This window comes from Streptomyces sp. NPDC051738, from assembly GCF_044453205.1.
Lineage (GTDB): Bacteria > Actinomycetota > Actinomycetes > Streptomycetales > Streptomycetaceae > Streptomyces.
On sequence record NZ_JBITCM010000012.1, the window covers coordinates 138,787 to 157,504 of the forward strand.

At 71.3% G+C, this 18,718-nt stretch carries 16 protein-coding genes; 10 read left to right on the forward strand and 6 right to left on the reverse strand.

Going from position 1 to position 18,718, the window contains the following annotated elements; genetic code table 11:
* Positions 1-21: 21 nt before the first annotated feature.
* Genes ACIA8X_RS27295 through ACIA8X_RS27310 form a run of 4 tightly spaced genes read left to right on the forward strand, consistent with a single transcriptional unit; the run spans position 22 to position 4,149 of the window.
* The gene (locus ACIA8X_RS27295) at positions 22-1,161 is read left to right on the forward strand and encodes an acyl-CoA dehydrogenase family protein (protein ID WP_399459312.1); all 1,140 of its coding nucleotides are present in this window, start codon (positions 22-24) and stop codon (positions 1,159-1,161) included.
* Positions 1,162-1,220: 59 nt separating this feature from the next.
* The gene (locus ACIA8X_RS27300; RefSeq protein ID WP_399459313.1) at positions 1,221-2,798 is read left to right on the forward strand and encodes a 4-coumarate--CoA ligase family protein; all 1,578 of its coding nucleotides are present in this window, start codon (positions 1,221-1,223) and stop codon (positions 2,796-2,798) included.
* Positions 2,795-3,529: an enoyl-CoA hydratase family protein gene (locus ACIA8X_RS27305; protein WP_393452774.1), complete on the forward strand. Its 735-nt coding sequence runs from the start codon at positions 2,795-2,797 to the stop codon at positions 3,527-3,529. Before ACIA8X_RS27300 ends, ACIA8X_RS27305 begins: the two co-directional genes overlap by 4 nt.
* Positions 3,517-4,149 carry a TetR/AcrR family transcriptional regulator gene (locus ACIA8X_RS27310; protein ID WP_393452777.1) on the forward strand — a complete coding sequence of 211 codons (633 nt, stop codon included), beginning with the start codon at positions 3,517-3,519 and terminating at the stop codon, positions 4,147-4,149. Before ACIA8X_RS27305 ends, ACIA8X_RS27310 begins: the two co-directional genes overlap by 13 nt.
* 61 nt (positions 4,150-4,210) lie before the next feature.
* On the opposite strand, the gene ACIA8X_RS27315 is transcribed toward ACIA8X_RS27310, so the two are convergent.
* Complete coding sequence (locus ACIA8X_RS27315) at positions 4,211-5,518, reverse strand: serine/threonine-protein kinase (RefSeq protein ID WP_393453091.1); 1,308 nt, start codon at positions 5,516-5,518, stop codon at positions 4,211-4,213.
* Between the two features lie 320 nt (positions 5,519-5,838).
* Entirely contained in the window at positions 5,839-6,939 is a 1,101-nt protein-coding gene (locus tag ACIA8X_RS27320; RefSeq protein WP_393452780.1) for a citrate synthase 2, read from the reverse strand.
* Between the two features lie 339 nt (positions 6,940-7,278).
* On the opposite strand from ACIA8X_RS27320, the gene pdxH reads away from it, so the two are divergent.
* The 3 genes from pdxH to ACIA8X_RS27335 all read left to right on the forward strand — a co-directional run bounded on the left by pdxH (position 7,279) and on the right by ACIA8X_RS27335 (position 10,325).
* Positions 7,279-7,947: a pyridoxamine 5'-phosphate oxidase gene (pdxH, locus tag ACIA8X_RS27325; RefSeq protein ID WP_393452783.1), complete on the forward strand. Its 669-nt coding sequence runs from the start codon at positions 7,279-7,281 to the stop codon at positions 7,945-7,947.
* 335 nt (positions 7,948-8,282) lie between these two features.
* Positions 8,283-8,744: a GNAT family N-acetyltransferase gene (locus ACIA8X_RS27330; RefSeq protein WP_399459314.1), complete on the forward strand. Its 462-nt coding sequence runs from the start codon at positions 8,283-8,285 to the stop codon at positions 8,742-8,744.
* Between the two features lie 135 nt (positions 8,745-8,879).
* A complete protein-coding gene (locus ACIA8X_RS27335) occupies positions 8,880-10,325 on the forward strand; it encodes a PAS domain-containing protein (RefSeq protein WP_393452789.1) in 1,446 nt (481 codons plus the stop codon).
* Positions 10,326-10,380: 55 nt separating this feature from the next.
* Here the strand turns inward: ACIA8X_RS27335 and ACIA8X_RS27340 are convergent, their stop codons facing one another.
* Positions 10,381-11,136: an SIS domain-containing protein gene (locus tag ACIA8X_RS27340; protein WP_393452792.1), complete on the reverse strand. Its 756-nt coding sequence runs from the start codon at positions 11,134-11,136 to the stop codon at positions 10,381-10,383.
* Between the two features lie 256 nt (positions 11,137-11,392).
* Between ACIA8X_RS27340 and ACIA8X_RS27345 the strand changes: the two genes are divergently transcribed.
* Positions 11,393-12,085 carry a metal-dependent transcriptional regulator gene (locus tag ACIA8X_RS27345; protein ID WP_004000347.1) on the forward strand — a complete coding sequence of 231 codons (693 nt, stop codon included), beginning with the start codon at positions 11,393-11,395 and terminating at the stop codon, positions 12,083-12,085.
* A gap of 747 nt (positions 12,086-12,832) precedes the next feature.
* Positions 12,833-13,714 (forward strand): alpha/beta fold hydrolase, encoded by an 882-nt coding sequence (locus ACIA8X_RS27350; protein WP_393452795.1) that lies wholly within the window; start codon positions 12,833-12,835, stop codon positions 13,712-13,714.
* A 133-nt stretch (positions 13,715-13,847) separates the two neighbouring features.
* Here ACIA8X_RS27350 and ACIA8X_RS27355 read toward each other — a convergent pair whose 3' ends face one another.
* The 3 genes from ACIA8X_RS27355 to ACIA8X_RS27365 form a co-directional block, all read right to left on the reverse strand.
* The gene (locus ACIA8X_RS27355; RefSeq protein WP_393452798.1) at positions 13,848-15,440 is read right to left on the reverse strand and encodes a transporter; all 1,593 of its coding nucleotides are present in this window, start codon (positions 15,438-15,440) and stop codon (positions 13,848-13,850) included.
* Entirely contained in the window at positions 15,437-16,210 is a 774-nt protein-coding gene (locus ACIA8X_RS27360) for an ABC transporter ATP-binding protein (protein WP_393452801.1), read from the reverse strand. Before ACIA8X_RS27360 ends, ACIA8X_RS27355 begins: the two co-directional genes overlap by 4 nt.
* Positions 16,211-16,302: 92 nt before the next feature.
* Positions 16,303-16,965 (reverse strand): bifunctional DNA primase/polymerase, encoded by a 663-nt coding sequence (locus ACIA8X_RS27365; RefSeq protein WP_393452804.1) that lies wholly within the window; start codon positions 16,963-16,965, stop codon positions 16,303-16,305.
* A 317-nt stretch (positions 16,966-17,282) separates the two neighbouring features.
* Here ACIA8X_RS27365 and ACIA8X_RS27370 point away from each other — a divergent pair, with 317 nt between their 5' ends.
* Positions 17,283-18,668, forward strand: coding sequence for a transcriptional regulator (locus ACIA8X_RS27370; protein WP_393452807.1), 1,386 nt, complete (start codon positions 17,283-17,285; stop codon positions 18,666-18,668).
* The last annotated feature ends 50 nt before the right edge of the window (positions 18,669-18,718 follow it).

Consider the following 18,718-nt stretch of genomic DNA (forward strand, 5'->3'; position numbering starts at 1 on the left):
CCGCAGCCGGAAGGAGCCCCCATGCCCCCCACTCTCGAATCCGAAGAACACAAGGCCCTACGAGCCGCAGTATCCGCCCTCGGCAAGCGCCACGGCCGCACCTTCGACCGAGAAGCCCTGTGGTCCGAAGCAGCCAAGCTCGGCTACCTCGGCGTCAACCTGCCGGAGGCATACGGCGGCGGAGGCGGCGGCATCGCCGAACTCTCCATCGTCCTCGAAGAGCTGGGCGCAGCCGGATGCCCGCTCCTGATGATGGTCGTGTCCCCCGCCATCTGCGGCACAGTGATCGCCCGCTTCGGCACGGAAGAACAGAAACAGCACTGGCTCCCCGCACTCGCCGACGGCACCCGCACGATGGCCTTCGGCATCACAGAGCCGGACGCCGGCTCCAACAGCCACCGCATCACCACCACGGCCAGACGCGACCCGGACACCGGAGACTGGCTGCTCACCGGCCGCAAGGTCTTCATCTCCGGCGTCGACATAGCCGACGCCACCCTCATAGTCGGCCGCACCGAAGACGCCCGCACGGGCAGCCTCAAGCCCTGCCTGTTCATCGTCCCGCGAGACGCCGAAGGCTTCACCCGCCGCCAGATCGACATGGAACTGAACGCCGCGGAGAAGCAGTTCGAGCTGACCCTCGACGACGTACGGCTCCCCGCCGACACACTCGTCGGTGACGAGGACGCCGGCCTCCTCCAGCTCTTCGCCGGCCTCAACCCCGAACGCATCATGACGGCCGCCTTCGCGATCGGCATGGGACGCTACGCCCTCGCCCGCGCCGTCGAGTACGCGCGCGACCGCACCGTCTGGAAGGCCCCCATCGGCTCCCACCAGGCCATCGCACACCCCCTCGCCCAGGCGCACATCGACCTCGAACTGGCCCGCCTGATGATGCAGAAGGCGGCGTACCTGTACGACGCCGGGGACGACGTCGGCGCTGGTGAGGCCGCCAACATGGCCAAGTACGCGGCCGGGGAGGCCTGTGTGAAGGCCGTCGACCAGGCCGTGCACACCCTCGGCGGCAACGGCCTCACGCGCGAGTTCGGTCTCGCCTCGTTGATAACCGCAGCGCGCGTGTCTCGTATTGCTCCGGTGAGCCGGGAGATGATTCTCAACTACGTCTCCCACCAGACCCTGGGCCTGCCCAAGTCGTACTGACCGGCAGCTGTCCAGCACCTGCCCGGCACCTGTCCGGCACCGTGTCGCGAGGAGGAACCGTGTTCCGCAGCGAGTACGCAGACGTCCCGGCCGTAGAACTCCCCATCCACGAGGCCGTGCTGGGCCGGGCCGCCGAGTTCGGGGACGCGCCCGCGCTCATCGACGGCACGGACGGCATGACCCTCACCTACGAGCAGCTCGACCGCTTCCACCGGCGCATATCCGCCGCCCTCGCCGAGGCGGGCGTCCGCAAGGGCGACGTCCTCGCCCTGCACAGCCCCAACACGGTGGCCTTCCCGACCGCGTTCTACGCCGCCACGCGCGCGGGTGCCTCCGTCACGACCGTGCACCCGCTCGCCACGCCCGAGGAGTTCGCCAAGCAGCTGACGGACTCGGCGGCCCGCTGGATCGTCACCGTCTCACCGCTGTTGGAGGCGGCACGCCGGGCCGCCGAACTCGCGGGCGGCGTGCGGGAGATCTTCGTGTGCGACAGCGCGCCCGGACACCGGTCGCTCATCGACATGCTGGCGTCCGCCGCCCCCGAACCGCAGGTCGACATCGACCCCGTGGCGGACATCGCGGCCCTGCCGTACTCGTCGGGCACCACGGGCATCCCCAAGGGCGTGATGCTCACCCACCGGCAGATCGCCACCAACCTCGCCCAGCTCGAACCCACCATCCCGGCGGGCCCCGGCGACCGCATCCTCGCCGTGCTGCCCTTCTTCCACATCTACGGCCTGACCGCTCTGATGAACGCCCCCCTGAGGCTGGGCGCCACGGTCGTCGTCCTGCCCCGCTTCGACCTGCCGACCTTCCTCGCGGCCATCCAGAACCACCGCATCACCGGCCTGTACGTGGCCCCGCCGATCGTCCTGGCCCTCGCCAAGCACCCGCTGGTCGCGCAGTACGACCTGTCGTCCCTGAAGTACATCGTCAGCGCCGCCGCACCCCTGGACGCGGCGCTCGCGGCCGCCTGCTCGCAGCGCCTCGGACTGCCGCCGATCGGCCAGGCGTACGGCATGACGGAACTGTCCCCCGGCACCCATGTCGTCCCGCTGGCCGCGATGCACGACGCGCCCGCCGGAACCGTCGGCAGGCTCATCCCCGGCACCGAGATGCGCATCGTCTCCCTCGACGACCCCGACAAGGACCTCGGCGTCGGCGAGCCCGGCGAGATCCTCATCCGCGGCCCCCAGGTCATGAAGGGCTACCTCGGCCGCCCCGACGCCACCGCCGCGATGATCGACGCCGACGGCTGGCTGCACACCGGCGACGTGGGCCATGTGGACGCCGACGGCTGGCTGTTCGTCGTGGACCGCGTCAAGGAACTCATCAAGTACAAGGGCTTCCAGGTGGCCCCGGCCGAGCTGGAGGCCCTCCTGCTCACCCACCCCGGTATCGCGGACGCGGCGGTGATCGGCGTCTACAACGACGACGGCAACGAGGTCCCGCACGCGTACGTGGTCCGTCAGCCGTCCGCCACCGACCTCTCCGAAGGAGAGGTCATGATGCACGTCGCCGAACGCGTCGCCCCCTACAAGCGCGTCCGCCAGGTCACCTTCATAGACGGCGTCCCCCGGGCCGCCTCCGGGAAGATCCTGCGCCGCGAACTACGAGCACTCAGGAAGGCAACGTGACACTGATCGGCCGCACACACGCGCGTGGCGTCGAAACCCTCACCCTCGACGCCCCGCACAACCGCAACGCGCTCTCGGCGGCACTCGTGGGCGAGCTGGCCGACGCGCTGACGGAGTGCGCCAAGGACACCGACGCACGCGCGATCGTCCTCACCCACACCGGCAACACCTTCTGCGCGGGCGCGGACCTGCGCGACCCGCCGCCCCCGGACGGACTGGTCACGCTGCTCCGCCAGATCGTGGAGCTGCCCAAACCCGTCGTCGCCCGGGTCACCGGCCACGTACGCGCGGGCGGCCTCGGCCTGCTCGCCGCCTGCGACATCTCGGCCGCGTCACCGCAGGCCACCTTCGCCTTCACGGAGGTCCACATAGGCGTGGCCCCCGCGGTGATCTCGCTGCCCCTCCTCCCGCGCACCGACCCCCGCGCCCTGGCCCGCTACTACCTCACCGGCGAACGCTTCACCGCACCGGAGGCGGCCCGCATCGGCCTGCTGACGACGCACGGCGAGGACGTCGACGAGACGCTGGCCCCCGTCCTGGACGGCCTGCGCAGAGCCGCTCCCCAGGCCCTGGCCGAGACGAAGGCACTGCTCACGGCTAAGGTGCTGGAAACCTTCGACCGGGACGCGGCCGACCTGACCGCGCTCTCGGCCCGGCTGTTCTCCTCCGCGCAGGCCCGCGAGGGGATGACGGCCTTCCTCGAAAGACGGGATCCGGAATGGGCGGTGTGAGCACCATCGGCGACCGCATGGGCCGTACGGACCGTGCGGACCGCGTGCCCAAGCAGGACCGCAGCCGCGCCACCCGGCAACGGCTCCTGGAGGCCGCCGTGGCCTGTCTCGCCGAACACGGCTGGGCGGGCTCCACGGTCTCCGTGGTCGCCGAACGCGCCGGCGTCTCCCGCGGCGCCGCCCAGCACCACTTCCCGACCCGCGAGGACCTCTTCACGGCGGCGGTCGAGTACGTCGCCGAGGAACGCTCGACGGCACTGCGGGCCCTGTTCCCCGAGGGCGCTGCGGGGGACCGCCGGGCGGTGGTGTCGGCGTTGGTCGACCTCTACACCGGCCCGCTCTTCCGCGCGGCCCTGCACCTGTGGGTGGCCGCGTCGAACGAGGAGCAGCTGCGCCCTCGTGTGACCGAGCTGGAGGCCCGAGTGGGCCGCGAGACCCACTGGATAGCGGTGGACCTGCTCGGCGCCGACGAGTCCCGCCCGGGCGTACGCGAGACGGTCCAGGGCCTCCTCGACATGGCCCGCGGCCTGGGCCTCGCCAACCTCCTCACCGACGACGCCGCCCGCCGGGACAGGGTGGTGGCGCAGTGGGCGGGGTTGCTGGAGGAGGTGCTGGGCTGAGGGCCTCCGATCTTCCCTCTGCCCTGCACCTAAGGGCGGCCGTCAGTCGTCATAGCGGCCGTCAGTCGTCCCCGTCGCCGTCATCGCCGTCGTCGTCCTGGGGCATCTCTTGCCGCCTCTGCTGCTCCTGCTGCCGCTCCTGCTCCAGCTCTTGAGCGCGCTTCTCCTCGTCCCGCCCCTGCCGAGCCGCGCTCGTCTCCGCCGCCGGGCTCGGGGTCGGAGACGGAGTCGGGGAAGCCGACGGGGACGGGGCCGACTCAAGAGAGGCCGGGGACGCGGACGTGCTCGGGCTCGGCGGGGCCTCGGACTTCGTGCCCTCGGACCCGGTGTTGTCGGGGGAGAACCACAGCATGCCGAGGAGCATCGCGATCATGAAGAGCACCGCTCCGGCTGCCGTGGCGGCCACGCGGCTGCTCCCGGACCGCGACCTCGATCTCGATCCGGATCTCGGTCCCGGTCTGTCCACGGACGCCGTCCCCTGGGCCGACGGCAGCATGTACGTCGTCGGGTTGCTGGTCCCACCCACCTGCTGCGACCCGGCCACCGAGGCCGACACCGCCGTCTGCCGCAGGGGCGGCGCAGTCACGTCGGGCAGTGGCTCCGGGCGCCCCTGCCAGGCGCCGCCGGTGAACCAGTCGGCGGCCTGCTGGGCGCTGGGCCGGTGCTCGGGTTCCTTGGCGAGCAGGCCGAGGAGGTAGCTCTCGAAGGCGGGCGGCAGACCGGGGACGCCCAGCTCGCGGGGCGGTACGGGGGCGGCGTCGAGGTGCTGGTGCAGGATGGCGACGGCCGTGTCGGCGTGGAAGGGCGGGCGGCCGGTCAGCAGCTGGTAGAGGACGCAGCCCAGCGCGTACACGTCCGAGGGCGGGCCGGCCGGCTGGCCCAGGGCCCGCTCGGGGGCGAGGTACAGGCTCGTGCCGACGATCTGGCCGGTCGCGGTGAGCGCCGCTCCGGGGTCGTCCAGGAAGCGGGCGATCCCGAAGTCGCCGATCTTGAGGGTGCCGTCGGCGTCCAGGAGCAGGTTGCCGGGTTTGATGTCCCGGTGGACGATGCCCTGCCGGTGCGCCGCGGCCAGCCCCGCGGCGGCCTGGGCGGCGATACGGGCCACGCGCTCGGCGGGCAGCGCCCCGGAGCGGGCCAGCGTCCGGGCGAGGTTTTCGCCCTCGACCAGCTCCATCACCAGGTAGAGCCGGTTGTCGTGCTCGCCGAAGTCCCGTACGCCGACCACGTTCGGGTGGTCGATCCGTGCCGCGGTCTGGGCCTCAAGCCGGAACCGGGAGGTGGCCGTGGGGTCGGAGTCCTGGGGCAGGAGGAGCTTGACGGCCACCTGCCGGGCGAGCGTCTCGTCGTAGGCCCGCCAGACCTCCCCCATCCCGCCGCGCCCGATCGACTCGCCCAGCCGGAAGCGGCCCGCTATCAGCACCTGTTTCCCCATCCCCATGCCGTGAGACGTCCTGATCGCCGCAGGCCGTAACTCACCACGTAGGGACGGGTGATGGTGGGTTGCCGCAGCCGCCCCAGCATACTGGCGGAGCGGATCAGTCACGTTCCGTGTGCGAGGGGCCCGCGGCCGGGCGGCGGGCGCCGGCGAGCGGCATCACGCGGAGCAGCGTGCCCCGCGTGATGACCAGCCCGTCGCAGGAGTACGAGCACGTAGGGGCACGCGCACGTAGAGGTACGCGCGCGTGGGGCTCAGTGCGCGATGTCCTCGTAGCCCACTACCTCGCGCGGGTCACGCGGGCCGGGGCCGATGTAGCGCGCGGACGGGCGGACGAGGCGGCCGGTGCGCTTCTGCTCCAGGATGTGCGCCGACCAGCCCGCCGTACGGGCACAGGTGAACATGGACGTGAACATGTGCGCCGGGACCTCCGCGAAGTCCAGCATGATGGCGGCCCAGAACTCCACGTTCGTGGCGAGGACACGGTCCGGACGGCGGGCGTGGAGCTCCGCCAGGGCGGCCTTCTCCAGGGCCTCGGCGACCTCGAAGCGCGGGGCGCCGAGTTCACGGGCCGTACGGCGCAGCACGCGCGCGCGTGGGTCCTCGGCGCGGTAGACACGGTGACCGAAGCCCATGAGGCGCTCGCCCTTGTCGAGGGTCTGCTTCACATACGCCTCGGCGTCGCCGGTGCGCTCGATCTCCTCGATCATGTGCAGGACACGGGAGGGGGCACCGCCGTGCAGCGGGCCGGACATGGCTCCTACGGCGCCGGAGAGGGCGGCGGCCACATCGGCGCCGGTGGAGGCGATGACGCGGGCCGTGAACGTGGACGCGTTCATGCCGTGCTCGGCGGCGGACGTCCAGTACGCGTCGACGGCGGCCACGTGCTTGGGGTCGGGCTCGCCGCGCCAGCGGATCATGAAGCGCTCGACGACGGACTGGGCCTTGTCGATCTCGCGCTGCGGAACCATGGGCAGTCCCTGGCCGCGCGCGGACTGGGCGACGTAGGAGAGGGCCATGACGGCGGCCCGGGCCAGGTCCGCACGGGCCTGCTCCTCGTCGATGTCCAGGAGCGGTTTCAGTCCCCACACGGGCGCGAGCATCGCGAGGGCGGACTGGACGTCCACGCGGATGTCGCCGGAGTGCACGGGGATCGGGAAGGGCTCGGCGGGCGGCAGGCCGGGCCGGAACGCACCGTCGACCAGCAGCCCCCACACATTGCCGAACGAGACGTGGCCGACCAGGTCCTCGATGTCGACGCCCCGGTACCGGAGGGCGCCGCCCTCCTTGTCCGGTTCGGCGATCTCCGTCTCGAACGCGACGACTCCTTCGAGCCCGGGTACGAAGTCGGACATCAGGCGGCTCCTCATGATGTGTGCGACAGGTGGGGTTGTATGTGGGACGACCACATGTCGGTCGGCAGAAATGACGTACGCCGATGGATCCACGGTCACGGACTCGGTTCGGTTCCGGATGCCGGGCTTACGGGCGTCCGGAGTTCCGAACCTCGGCGACTCGCGGTCCGGGGGCGTACCCCTGTGATGCCCCGTGCGGCTGGCGGTCATCCAACCGCGACGGCAACAGCACGATAACCCCGAGTGCCACCCTTGGGGAGGCCTTGCGGCACTCAGTGCCATGCAGTGACGAAGGCCACCGTCCCGGACGGCGCCCGCCCCATACGGCAAGATGACCGCGTGACCGACCGAGACGCCGTCCCCCTCGACCCCGCCGCGATGCGCAAGCAGTACCGGGCCGAGGGCCTCGCCGAGAACGACCTGGCCGCCACTCCCGTCGAGCAGTTCGCGCGCTGGTTCAAGCAGGCCGCGGCGGAGGCCCACCTCTTCGAGCCGAACGCGATGATCGTCTCCACCGCGGACGCCGAGGGCCGGCCCAGCTCGCGCACGGTGCTGCTCAAGCAGTTCGACGAGCAGGGCTTCGTCTTCTACACCAACTACGACTCCCGCAAGGCCCGCGACCTCGCCGACAACCCGTACGTCTCCCTGCTCTTCCCCTGGCACGCGATGGCCCGCCAGGTCATCGTCTCGGGCGTGGCCCGGCGCACAGGCCGCGACGAGACGGCCGCCTACTTCCGCACCCGCCCGCACGGCTCCCAGCTCGGTGCCTGGGCCAGCACCCAGTCCAGTGTCATCCCGTCCCGCGCCGAACTCGACGCCTCCTACACCGAGTTGGCCGCGCGTTACCCCGAGGGCGAGCAGGTGCCGGTGCCGCCGCACTGGGGCGGTTTCCGGGTGGCGCCGCAGGCGGTGGAGTTCTGGCAGGGCCGGGAGAATCGGCTGCACGACCGGCTGCGGTACGTGGCGGAGCAGGACGGGAGCTGGCGGGTGGAGCGGCTCAGCCCCTGAGGGCGGCACGGGCTCCGCACACGCAGACGACCCGCGAACTCGGGTCCTCCGCCGTGGCGGGGAGCCGGCCGGACGTGCCGGCGAGTTCGCGGGTCGGGTGACTGCTGGGATTGGGCCGGCTGCACGCGTCTGTCACGTGCTGGTCCGGCACCGCACTGGGTGGGGTGACGGGCCGCTAGCCCGCAGCCACCTCACGCGTCCGGTTCTCATACATCTGCCGAACCACCTCCCTTCTCGTGTGCTCCACACCCTAGGAAGCGGCTCGGCCCCGATCAACCGTTTTTTCGCGATGGACGTATCAGCACCGCTCACCTAGCGTTCCGATCATGACGCGCATGCCTGAACTTCGGATAACGCCGGTCGACGGCGAGGTCACGCTGGAGGAGTGGCGGCATGTCCACAACGTGATCGTTCCGCCCGCGGCCATGGATCTCGAAGACGCACGGGAGCGCAGCGGGCGGTACCGGCTGCGCAACGCGTACGTCGGTGACGTCCTGGTCGGCTGCTCGACCGTGCGGCCGCCCGAGGGCGAGGAGGCCGTGGCGACGGTCATCGCGCGCGTGCTGCCCGAGTACCGGCGGCGTGGGTACGGCATGGAGCTGTACGAGGACGGGATCGCGCACGCGCGCGTGCTGGGCGCCGGGGTGATCGAGACCTGTGTGCTGGCCGCCAACGAGGACGGGTTGCGGTTCGCCGAGGCGCGTGGGTTCGTGGAGGTCGACCGGTATGTGCTGGACGGCGAGAGCGATCTGTGGCTGGACCTGCGGTTGGAGCAGGTCACGCGCAGGGACACGTAGGCACGGGGCGGCGCGTACAACGATTCCCTCAATCTTGGGGAACACGGTGTGTGCTGCGTCACGTTCCAGTTAGATGATTGCAAGTGAGCGAACCGACGCGTCGTACGTGCGGACGCAGCTTGGCAGGGGGTCCATGTGAGTGCTTCCCGGCGTAGTGGGACCACCGACGAGCTGGGCCCGGACGAACCCGAGCGGGACGGTCCGGACGGTTCGGCGGCGGGGCCGGCGGGTTCGGAGGGTTCGGCAGGCGGTTCTGATCTGCTGGCCGCGCTGCTGGACGGGATGGACGCTGCCCTGTGCGCCTTCGACGCCGACGGGGTCGTCACCCATTGGAACCGTGAGGCGGAGCGGATCCTCGGGTGGAGTGCGGACGAGGCCGTCGGGCGGCACGGGTTCGCCGGGTGGGCGGTGCGCGAGGCCGACGCCGAGGAGGTCGAGGGGCGGCTGCTGTCCGCCATGCAGGCTCCCGGGCGGCAGGTGCACGAGTTCGCGCTGCTGACCAAGGACGGCGGGCGGGTGCTCGTACGGACCCAGTCGGCTGCCGTACGCGGCCCGGACGGGAAGCCCGCCGGTGTGTACTGCGCCTTCAGCGAGGTGCACGCGCAGATCGATCTGGAGCGGTCGATCGCGTTGAGCGAGGCGTTGTTCGAGGACGCGTCGTGGGGCGTCGTGCTCGTCGACGCCGACCTGCGGCCCGCCGTCGTGAACGCTCATGCGGCCCGGGCTCTGGGCATCGGGCGTACGTCCGTGCTGGGGCGGCCGCTCGGGGAACTGCTCGCCCAGGGTGTCGAGGAACTGGAGAGCGCGCTCACGCATGTGCTGGCGGAGGGCGCGCCGCCCGCGCCGGCCGAGGTCTGGGTGAGCGTACGGACGCCGGAGGGTGAGCGGCGCCGGTGCTGGCGCTGTGGCTTCGTACGGCTGGCCTCGCCGCTCGCGGAGGAGCCCGTGCCGTTGGGGGTGGGCTGGCTCTTCCAGGACGTGACCGCCGCCAAGCAGGGCGAGCAGGAGGCGGCGATGTTGCGGTTCCGGACGAACCAGCTGCATCGGGCCGCGCGGGCCGCCGCGGAGTGCGAGGACCCGGCGGAGGCGGCGACCGTGTATCTGGACTTCGCGCTGGCCGGGTTCGCCGATCACGCGCTGTTCGACCGGGTCGCGGGTGGGGCGGTTGTGGACGCGGACGCGGACACGGCGGAGCCGGTACGGCTGGTGCGGGTCGCCGTGACGCCCTCCGGGGCGCCGGGGCCGAGTCTGCTCGGCGGCGAGGCCGGGCTGCCGGTGCGGTACGGCGAGGGGCATCCGGCGTTGCAGTGCGTGGCCCGGGCCGGGTCGGTGCGGGCCGACGCGGGGAATCTGTCGGCGGAGAAGGCGCGCGAGTGGGCCGTGGGGCGGCAGTGGCCGGCCGACGTGGTGCACGCGCTGTGTGCCGTGTTGCGGAGCCGGGGGCGGACGTTGGGGGTCGTGACGTTTCTGCGGGGCGCCGGGCGGAGCGCGTTCGAGCGGAGCGACGCGGTGTACGCGGAGGACGTGGCGGTGCGGATCGCTTCCGCGTTGGATCTGGCGGGGGCGCTGGGCTCGGAGTAGCCGGGCTCGGAGCAGCGGTGCTCCGCCGTGCCCGGCGGTGCCACGCGGCGCCGGGTCAGTGCCGGTAGAAGATCCGGTCGCCGTACTTCTCGAACACTCGGTCGTTCCAGTCGAGGCCGCCGTCGACGTTCCCGGAGCGCAGGAGCGGGGGCTCGATGCCGCGCTCGGCCAGCGTGCTCGCCGCCGTGGCCATGACCGCCTGGAGCAGAGCCGACGTGACGACCGTGGACGCGGGCGCGAACGGGGCCGGGATGGTGTCGAGGGTGATCTCGGCGTCGCCGATCGCGATCTTCGAGTCGAGGACGATGTCGCAGTGGTCCTTGAGGTAGGTGCCGGAGACATGGCGGGACCGCGTCTGGGAGGCGTACGCCACCGAGGTCACGCCGATGACCCTGACGCCGCGGGTGCGGGCGCTCATGGCCATCTCCACGGGGAGGGCGTTGCGGCCCGAGAGGGAGATGATGATCAGCGCGTCGCCGTCGCGGAGGGGGGAGCTGTCCAGGACCGCGCTCGCGAGGCCGTCGACGCGTTCCAGGGCGGAGCCGAGGGTGGCGGGCATGACGTCGACGCCCACGACGCCGGGGACGGTGAGCAGGTTCATCAGGGCGAGGCCGCCGGCCCGGTAGACGAGGTCCTGGGCGGCGAGGGAGGAGTGGCCCGCGCCGAAGGCGAAGAGCCGGCCGCCGGCGGCGACGGTGTCGGCGAGCAGGGTGCCGGCCGCCCCGATGTTCTCGGCCTCTTCGTCACGCACCCGCTGGAGCAGGCCGATCGCGGCGTCGAAGAACTGGTCGGCCGGCTTGCTGTCGCTCATGCGGGGCCCTCCGGGTGGGGTGGTCGTCGGGTGACGGTGTGTTGCGGATCACCGTGCGGTCTGGACCAGTGCGGTGTCAATACGGCCGGATGCCCCCGCTCGGCCGCATGGCTGGCCCCCGTGTAACCCGTTGGTTTCAACGGCGCGGCACGGTTGTCAGTGGTATCCGGCAGAATTGAGTGCAGGGCCAGCGCACGCGCCGCGGAGCTGTCTCGCTTCCGGCTGAGCTAATCGCAGAGCTAATCGAGGGGCACGTATGTCCGGACTGATCGACACCACGGAGATGTATCTCCGCACCATCCTCGAGCTGGAGGAGGAAGGTGTGGTCCCCATGCGCGCCCGGATCGCCGAGCGGCTGGACCAGAGCGGGCCGACCGTCAGCCAGACGGTGGCGCGGATGGAGCGTGACGGGCTGGTGTCCGTGGCGTCCGACCGGCACCTGGAGCTCACGGACGAGGGGCGCCGCCTGGCCACCCGCGTCATGCGCAAGCACCGCCTCGCCGAGTGTCTGCTCGTCGACGTGATCGGGCTGGAGTGGGAGCAGGTGCACGCCGAGGCGTGTCGCTGGGAGCACGTGATGAGCGAGGCCGTGGAGCGGCGCGTGCTGGAGCTGCTGCGGCACCCGACCGAGTCGCCGTACGGCAACCCCATCCCGGGCCTTGAGGAGCTCGGCGAGAAGGACGGCGCCGATCCCTTCCTGGACGAGGGCATGGTCTCGCTGGCCGACCTCGACCCGGGCGTCGAGGGCAAGACGGTCGTCGTGCGCCGTATCGGCGAGCCGATCCAGACCGACGCGCAGCTGATGTACACGCTGCGTCGGGCGGGGGTGCAGCCCGGCTCGGTGGTGAGTGTGACCGAGTCCGCGGGTGGTGTGCTGGTGGGCAGCGGTGGCGAGGCGGCCGAGCTGGAGGCGGACGTCGCCTCCCACGTGTTCGTCGCCAAGCGCTGAGTCATCGGCGCTTGTCCATCCCGGGTACCTCCCGGGTCCTTCCCGGGTCCATCCCGGGTTCTTTCCTGCGCTCCCTCCGGCGTAATTCCCGGTAGCGGAGCGGGAGTTGTGGCGATCCGTCGAACGCGTCGAATCCAAGATTCACTCCGCCAAATCGCAGCGCTCGGACCCATCGCGTGCGAGGCTGTCGCGTGAGGCATATGACCTGAGAGCTCTGGGCCGTGTCGGCAGCGATGCGACGGCCGGTGAGGGGGCGGGCGGATGTGCCGTGGTTGTGGAGAGGGCCCCGGCGCCTTGCGGCGCCGGGGCCTGTCCTCCCCTGTGCTGACCCGGAGCCCCGAGCTCCCAGGGTCATCCCCCTCGGACCGGTTTCCCCGATCGGTCCGCCTCCCGGTGAAGATCTCCCCTCAGCAGGGGCGATCAATCCTTGCGGGGGGTCACTCGAATGAGGGGTGTTGGCCGCGGAGACCGCATTTTCGAATAGGGGTTCGATAGTCTGCGGGTGACGGTTCACGCGGAACGTGCGCTTCAGGTATGTGCGCATAAGATCACGTGAGGCACACAGGACATGCACATCGCGTGCAAGAGCATCGACGGCGCCTGTGACGCAGGTGGCGCCGGTGCTCGCGCGAGCGATGGCGGATACGGCAGGCACAGCACGCACGGCAGGCAGGACGTGGTTCACAGGATCGGCGGGCTCGACCGGGAGCGAGCAGTCCGAGGGGAGCTTGGGGGGTGCCAGGATCTATGGCGCGGCGCATCGACGTGACAGGGACAGGCGGCGTACGGCTCGCGGCCTGGGAGTTCGGCGACCCTCCCAAGACCGACCCTCCGATGGAGCACGACGGGGCAACCGGCGTCCTCTTACTGCACGGCCTGATGGGGCGCGCCTCCCACTGGGCCTCCACCGCCCGCTGGCTCTCCGAACGGCACCGTGCGGTCGCACTCGACCAGCGCGGCCACGGCCGGAGCGACAAGCCGGTGCGGGCCGCCTTCACGCGCGAGGCGTACGTCGACGACGCCGAGGCGGCCCTCGAACAGCTCGGCCTAGCCCCGGTCGTCCTCATCGGCCACGCCATGGGCGCGCTGACCGCCTGGCAGCTGGCCGCCAAGCGGCCCGACCTGGTGCGCGGCGTGATCATCTGCGACATGCGGGCCTCCGCGCTCGGGGCGGCCTCGCAGCGGGAGTGGGCGGACTGGTTCAAGTCCTGGCCCGTTCCCTTCGCGACGCTGGCCGACGTACGCAAGTGGTTCGGCGAGGACGATCCATGGGTCGAGCGGCCCAATCCCGCGCGGGGGGAGTTCTACGCCGAGGTGATGCACGAGTGCGAGGACGGGTGGCGGCCGGTCTTCGAGCTGGACCAGATGCTCACCTCGCGGGAGACGTGGGTGTACGACGCGCACTGGGAGGAGTTGGCTCAGGTGCGGTGCCCTGCGCTGGTGGTGCGTGGGCTCGATGGGGAGTTGGGGCGGGCGGAGGCGCAGGAGATGGTGCGGGTGCTGCCGCGGGGGGAGTATGCGGAGGTGGCTGACGCGGGTCACTTGGTGCATTACGACCAGCCGGACGGGTGGCGCGCGGCGATCGAGCCGTTCCTTGATGCGGTGCGGGGTGACGCCGGGCGCCTATGAGCTCGGTGCTTTCTGAATGTATGGCGGCTGCGGGCCGGTTGTGGTTGATCGCGCCCACGCGGCGGAGCCGCATATCGAGCACAGCCCCGCGCCCCTGAAGGGGCGTTGCAGCCCTGTGCCCCGTAAAGAACCGTCAGCCCTTGCTCACCGCCGTGAGGATCTCCGGTAGGCGGGCCGCTGTGCGTGGGGCCGCGAGGCGTAGGCCCAGCCAGGTGAGCGCCGCTCCGTATGCCGTGCCCGCCGGCAGCAGCAGCCACGTCCAGGCGTCCCCGTCCTCACTCACGTTCAGCCAGATCGTCACCGCGATGACGGGCGCGCAGAGCAGGGCTGCCGCGATCATGCCGCCGAAGATGGAGATCCAGGCCAGGCCCGACTGTCCGGGAGCGACGTTCTTGTAGCCCTCCTGGGGGATGGAGTACGGGAAGCGGGCCGATGTCCAGGCGCCTGTCGCCAGCATCGCGCCGAGGAGGGCGAAGGACAGGCCGAGGACCTCGGGCAGCTTGGGCCAGTCGCCGAGGAGCGCCGTCGTGAGGATGGTGACGAGGGCGGCGTAGGGGAGAGTGATCAGCAGCAGGGCCAGCGCCCGGCCGCGCAGCTCGACGTAGGCGTCCCGGGGGGACGAGATCGTCATCGCGACCATCCAGAAGGCGGACGTGTCCTGCCCGAACTGGTTGTACATCTGGATGCCGAGCATCCCGGCGGCGAAGCAGGCGAAGTAGATCGAGCCGGTGCCCTGCAGGGCGTTGAAGAGCGGCACGATCAGGCCGATGGCGAGCGAGGTCACCCAGGCCGCCTTGGTCTTGGGGTCGCGCCAGACGTACCGCAGGCTGCGCTCCATGACGGTGCCGGTGCGGCCGGCCGGCAGGAAGCGGGCCAGTCCGTTCGAGGTCCGTTCCCGTACGGCGGACTCGGTGGCCGCCTGGAGCGTGGAGCCGTCGGGCGCCGTCATCAGCCGGGTCAGATGCCGTGACCATACGGCGATCAGCGCCACCAACGCGCCCGCACTCAGGGCGAGTTGGAGGAGCCCGACGCCGTACGAACCCTCGCTCACCGACCTCACCGCCCCGATCGCGGACGCCGGCGGCACCCACCGCAGCACCTCCGCCGCCGGATCGAGCTCGCCGAGCCCGGACGAACCCAGCCGCTGCGCCCCGAAGTTCACGACCTGCGCGCCGATCGCGATGACGAGCCCGCTCAGCACCGCAAGATCGCGTCCCTTCCGGCTGGTCAGCAGCCGGATGTTGGCCGCGGCGACGGCCCGCGCGAGCGCCACGCACACCAGCAGGGCCAGGACGACCCCGATGACCCCGACGACGTACGCCACCGCGCCCCGCGCGAGAGCGATCACGGACCCGGCGAACAGGCACAGCGTGAACAGCGGCCCTATCCCCACCAGCGAGGCCGCGAGCAGGGCCCGTACCAGTGGCTTGGGGCGCAGCGGCAGCATCACCAGCCGCGTGGGGTCGAGGGTCTCGTCGCCGCCGGGGAAGAACAGCGGCATCACGGCCCAGCCGAGCGCGAGCACCGCGACCAGCAGGACGACCACGGAGTCCGCGTGCGCGTTGCCGCGCAGCAGGACCAGCCCGAGGAACTGCAGGGCGGCGAAGAGGAGGACCAGGACGGCCGAGGCGATGTAGGCGGCCCGCCGCCCGGCGGACTGCCGCAGCCCGTTCCGCAGCAGGGACAGCTTCAGCCGTACGACGACCGCGGTGACGTCCGTGCTCATCGCGCCGCCCCGCCGCCGAGCCAGTCGAGATCGGTCCCGGCGTCGCGGCCGTTGGCGCCGACGAGTTCGAGGAACGCCTGCTGCAGCGAGGCCGCGTCACCGCGCACCTCGGCGAGGGTGCCGTGGGCCCGGATGCGCCCGGCGGCCATCACGGCGACCCAGTCGCACAGCGACTCGACGAGCTCCATGACATGGGAGGAGAAGACGACGGTCGCGCCGGAGGCGGTGTAGCGCTCCAGGACGCCGCGGATGGTCTGCGCGGAGACGGGATCGACGCCCTCGAACGGCTCGTCCAGGAACAGCACTTCGGGATTGTGGAGCAGAGCGGCCGCGAGCCCGACCTTCTTGCGCATACCGGTCGAGTAGTCGACGACCAGTTTGTGCTGGGCCCCCGCCAGATCGAGTACGTCGAGCAGTTGCGTGGCCCGCTTGTCGACCTCGGCCCCGGGCAGCCCGCGCAACCGCCCCGAGTACGCGAGCAGTTCCCGCCCGGAGAGCCGCTCGAAGAGCCGCAGCCCTTCGGGCAGCACCCCGATGCGTGCCTTCACTTCGACGGGATCCCGCCACACGTCGTGGCCGACGACGGAGACGGACCCCTGATCGGGCCGCAGCAACCCGGTCACCATGGAGAGGGTCGTGGTCTTCCCGGCCCCGTTGGGCCCGACAAGCCCGATGAACTTCCCCGCAGGCAACTCCAGATCAATCCCGGCAACAGCAACTTGCTGCCCGAACCGCTTCCAAAGCCCACGCACACATACGGCCGACGTCATGAACGCCAACCTAAAGGGGCGCGGGGAACTGCGCGACAAGCCACAACGAACCCGCAGCCGCCGACGGCGAATGCGAGGCAGATAAGTAGGCGCTACCGATCCCGCCCGCAGGCATACGCAAGCGGCGAGATCAACTCCTCCGCATCCGGCAGCCACCGATTCGCCGGAGTAGGCCGGCAGGCCCACTGCACAGCCCCCCGGGACCCGAACCGCGTAGGAGGCCCGGCGACATACGCCCCCTCCCCGAGCGCGATCAGATCGAGCGACCCGACCGACCACCCCAACTTCCGCACCAGCTCGGGCACCTTCACCGACGCACCCGGCAACACGAAGAAGTGCATCCGGCGATCCGGCGTCAACGTCACCGGCCCCAGCGACAACTCCATCCGCTCCATCCGGGCCAGCGCGAGAAACCCGGCCGTCTCCGGAACGGAGATCGCGTCGAAGGTGCGCCCCGTCGGCAGCAGGATCGACGCGTTCGGCTGCTTCTGCCACATCCGTCGCGCGACCGTCGCGCTCCCCGTCGCCTGCGTCGCCCAGTCGGGGCGCGTGGCGTGCGCGCCGGGCGCGGGGCAGGCGGCGTCGCCACAGGAGCACAGCTGCACCCCGTCGACGGCTTCCAGCCAGGTACCTGGGAACACGTCCCAGTGGCGTTCCTCGGCGTAGCGAACGGCGGTCTCCAGCAGCGTTTCGCCGCGCTGCTTGGGAATCTGTGCGGCTTCGGTGGCCGGGATCGTCTCTTCCACGCTGAACACAACTCCCGCACCCACCTCGGGTTACGGCCGGAGCGCGCGCGGGGGAGGAGCATTGATTCCTCATCTGGGGCGCATGGGTGCATGTGTGGGGGCGCGCAGGAGGATCCACGGTCCGAGCTGGGTAGCCAACTGTGGGGTCGGGTTCCGCCTTTACCCCGGCAATCCTCGCAAGCCTCGCATTTTCGGTATGCCGACGGGGCATTGATCTTCACGGCCGGTTCCTTTCGGTGCACCGCGGGTGCTCCGGGCCGGAGTCGGCCGGCGGAAGAACGTCAACTCGGTGCGTGGGCAGGCACCGCAGCCACAGGGGGTACGCCATGGCCGCTAGGCCTCTCGTCGCGCGACAGCCGAACGAACGGCTGCAGGCGCTCATCCAGGAAGCGGGCTGCTCGAACGCCGGGCTGGCCCGCCGGGTCAATATGTGCGGCGCCGAGCACGGCCTCGATCTGCGCTACGACAAGACATCCGTGGCCCGTTGGCTACGAGGACAGCAGCCGCGGGGACGGGCGCCGGCGATCATCGCGGAGGCGCTCGGCCGCAAACTGGGCCGTACGGTCACGATCGACGAGATCGGCATGGCCAACGGCAAGAATCTCGCGTCCGGCGTCGGTCTCCAGTTCTCGCCGACGGTACTGGGGGCCATCGAGCAGGTCTGCGAGCTGTGGCGCAGCGACGTCGGGCGGCGGGACTTCCTGTCCGGCTCGTCCGTCGCCGCGTCCGCGCTGGTCGAGCCCAGCCGGGACTGGCTGATCTCGTCGCCGGACTCGCAGGTGGCGCGCTCGGCGGGGCCGCGGGTGGGGCAGTCCGACGTGGCGGCCGTGCGCGCGATGACGCAGGCGCTCGTAGACCTTGATCACCAGTACGGCAGCGGGCATGTGCGGCCGGTCGTCGTGCACTACCTGAACAGTGTCGTGTCCGGGCTGCTCGCCGGGTCGTACCGGGAGGCGATCGGGCGGGAACTCTTCGCCGCCGTCGCGCGATTGACCGAGCTCGCCGGGTACATGGCCGTCGACACCGGGCAGCCGGGGCTCGCGCAGCGGTACTACATCCAGGCGTTGCGGCTGGCGCAGGCGGCGGGCGACCGGGGGTACGGCGGGTATGTGCTGGCCGCCTCCATGAGCCACCTCGCCGCGCAGCTCGGGAACCCGCGCGAGATCGCGCAGTTGGCACGGGCGGCGCAGGAAGGGGCGCGGGGGCGCGTGACCCCGCGCGCGGAGGCGATGTTCTACGCGGCCGAGGCGCGAGGGCATGCGTTGATGGGGGACGCGCGGGCCGCCCAGGTGGCGTCCGGGCGGGCCGTGACCGCGCTGGAGACGGCTGAGCCGGAGTCCGGGGACGACCCGGCGTGGATCGCGCACTTCGACGAGGCCTATCTCGCCGACGAGTTGGCGCACTGTCACCGTGACCTCGGCCAGGCCGAGGCGGCGGCGCGGCGCGCGGAGGAGTCGCTGGCCGGGCTCCCGGAGACCAAGGCGCGGCGCCGGGCGATCGGCTATGTGCTGCTCGCCACAGCACAGGTCCAGCAGCGCGAGGTCGAGCAGGCCTGCCACACCGGGCTGAAGGCCGTCGAACTCCTGGAGACGCTCCGCTCCAACCGGGGCGCCGAGTATCTGGAGGATTTCCAGCAGCGGCTGGAGCCGTTCCGGGACGAGCCGGTGGTAAGGGAGTTCGGGGCCCGGCTGGACCTTCAGGCCGCGGCATGAAACCAGGGGGTACGACGGCGTGAACGGCAGGGAAATGAAGGCGCCGGCGT

Bases quoted from the DNA above. Each gene is read 5' to 3' on its own strand.
- ACIA8X_RS27360 (WP_393452801.1), bottom strand. From the start codon at position 16,210: ATGACGTCGGCCGTATGTGTGCGTGGGCTTTGGAAGCGGTTCGGGCAG.
- ACIA8X_RS27340 (WP_393452792.1), bottom strand. From the start codon at position 11,136: ATGAGCGACAGCAAGCCGGCCGACCAGTTCTTCGACGCCGCGATCGGC.
- ACIA8X_RS27330 (WP_399459314.1), top strand. From the start codon at position 8,283: ATGCCTGAACTTCGGATAACGCCGGTCGACGGCGAGGTCACGCTGGAG.
- ACIA8X_RS27370 (WP_393452807.1), top strand. From the start codon at position 17,283: ATGGCCGCTAGGCCTCTCGTCGCGCGACAGCCGAACGAACGGCTGCAG.
- ACIA8X_RS27355 (WP_393452798.1), bottom strand. From the start codon at position 15,440: ATGAGCACGGACGTCACCGCGGTCGTCGTACGGCTGAAGCTGTCCCTG.
- ACIA8X_RS27310 (WP_393452777.1), top strand. From the start codon at position 3,517: ATGGGCGGTGTGAGCACCATCGGCGACCGCATGGGCCGTACGGACCGT.
- ACIA8X_RS27345 (WP_004000347.1), top strand. From the start codon at position 11,393: ATGTCCGGACTGATCGACACCACGGAGATGTATCTCCGCACCATCCTC.
- ACIA8X_RS27320 (WP_393452780.1), bottom strand. From the start codon at position 6,939: ATGTCCGACTTCGTACCCGGGCTCGAAGGAGTCGTCGCGTTCGAGACG.
- ACIA8X_RS27315 (WP_393453091.1), bottom strand. From the start codon at position 5,518: ATGGGGGAGGTCTGGCGGGCCTACGACGAGACGCTCGCCCGGCAGGTG.
- ACIA8X_RS27350 (WP_393452795.1), top strand. From the start codon at position 12,833: ATGGCGCGGCGCATCGACGTGACAGGGACAGGCGGCGTACGGCTCGCG.
- ACIA8X_RS27295 (WP_399459312.1), top strand. From the start codon at position 22: ATGCCCCCCACTCTCGAATCCGAAGAACACAAGGCCCTACGAGCCGCA.